The sequence below is a fragment of the Methylophaga sp. UBA4204 genome (assembly GCF_002379485.1).
Lineage (GTDB): Bacteria > Pseudomonadota > Gammaproteobacteria > Nitrosococcales > Methylophagaceae > Methylophaga.
Genome location: NZ_DFTU01000082.1, coordinates 672 through 1,117, shown reverse-complemented (window position 1 = coordinate 1,117; position 446 = coordinate 672). Strand labels below are relative to the sequence as shown.

The window sequence follows — 446 nt, the reverse complement described above, 5'->3', positions numbered from 1 at the left end:
AGCCGCCTCTGAAAGATCAACAGCCCCTAGGCCGGGATTAAATCCGGCCACATACTTAAACGATATTTCCCTGGTAGTCATACCAAAATACTTTACTTACAAAAAACAAATCCGGATTTGAAAGCTTATTATAAGGAACGCAATATGGAAACTCTCTCAGCAAATAATAGCAGCGTGTCATGGGCAGCCATTTTCGCTGGTGCTGTCAGTGCAGCGGCCATGACGTTAATCATGTTAATACTTGGTTTCGGTCTGGGCTTTTCAGTTATTTCACCTTGGCAGAATGAAGGCGTCACAATGGAAACCATTGGATGGTCGACCATTACCTGGTTAACCATCACACAAATTGTGGCAGCAGGTTTAGGTGGCTATATCGCTGGACGACTCCGAACCCGATGGACTGATATCAATATTGATGAAATTTATTTTCGTGATACCGCGCACGG

General features: G+C 44.4%; 1 protein-coding gene. It reads left to right on the top strand.

Annotated features, from left to right (window positions below):
• Positions 1–144: 144 nt before the first annotated feature.
• The coding region (locus B3182_RS12045) for a hypothetical protein (RefSeq protein ID WP_292752898.1) at positions 145–446 on the top strand (302 nt) is incomplete at its 3' end.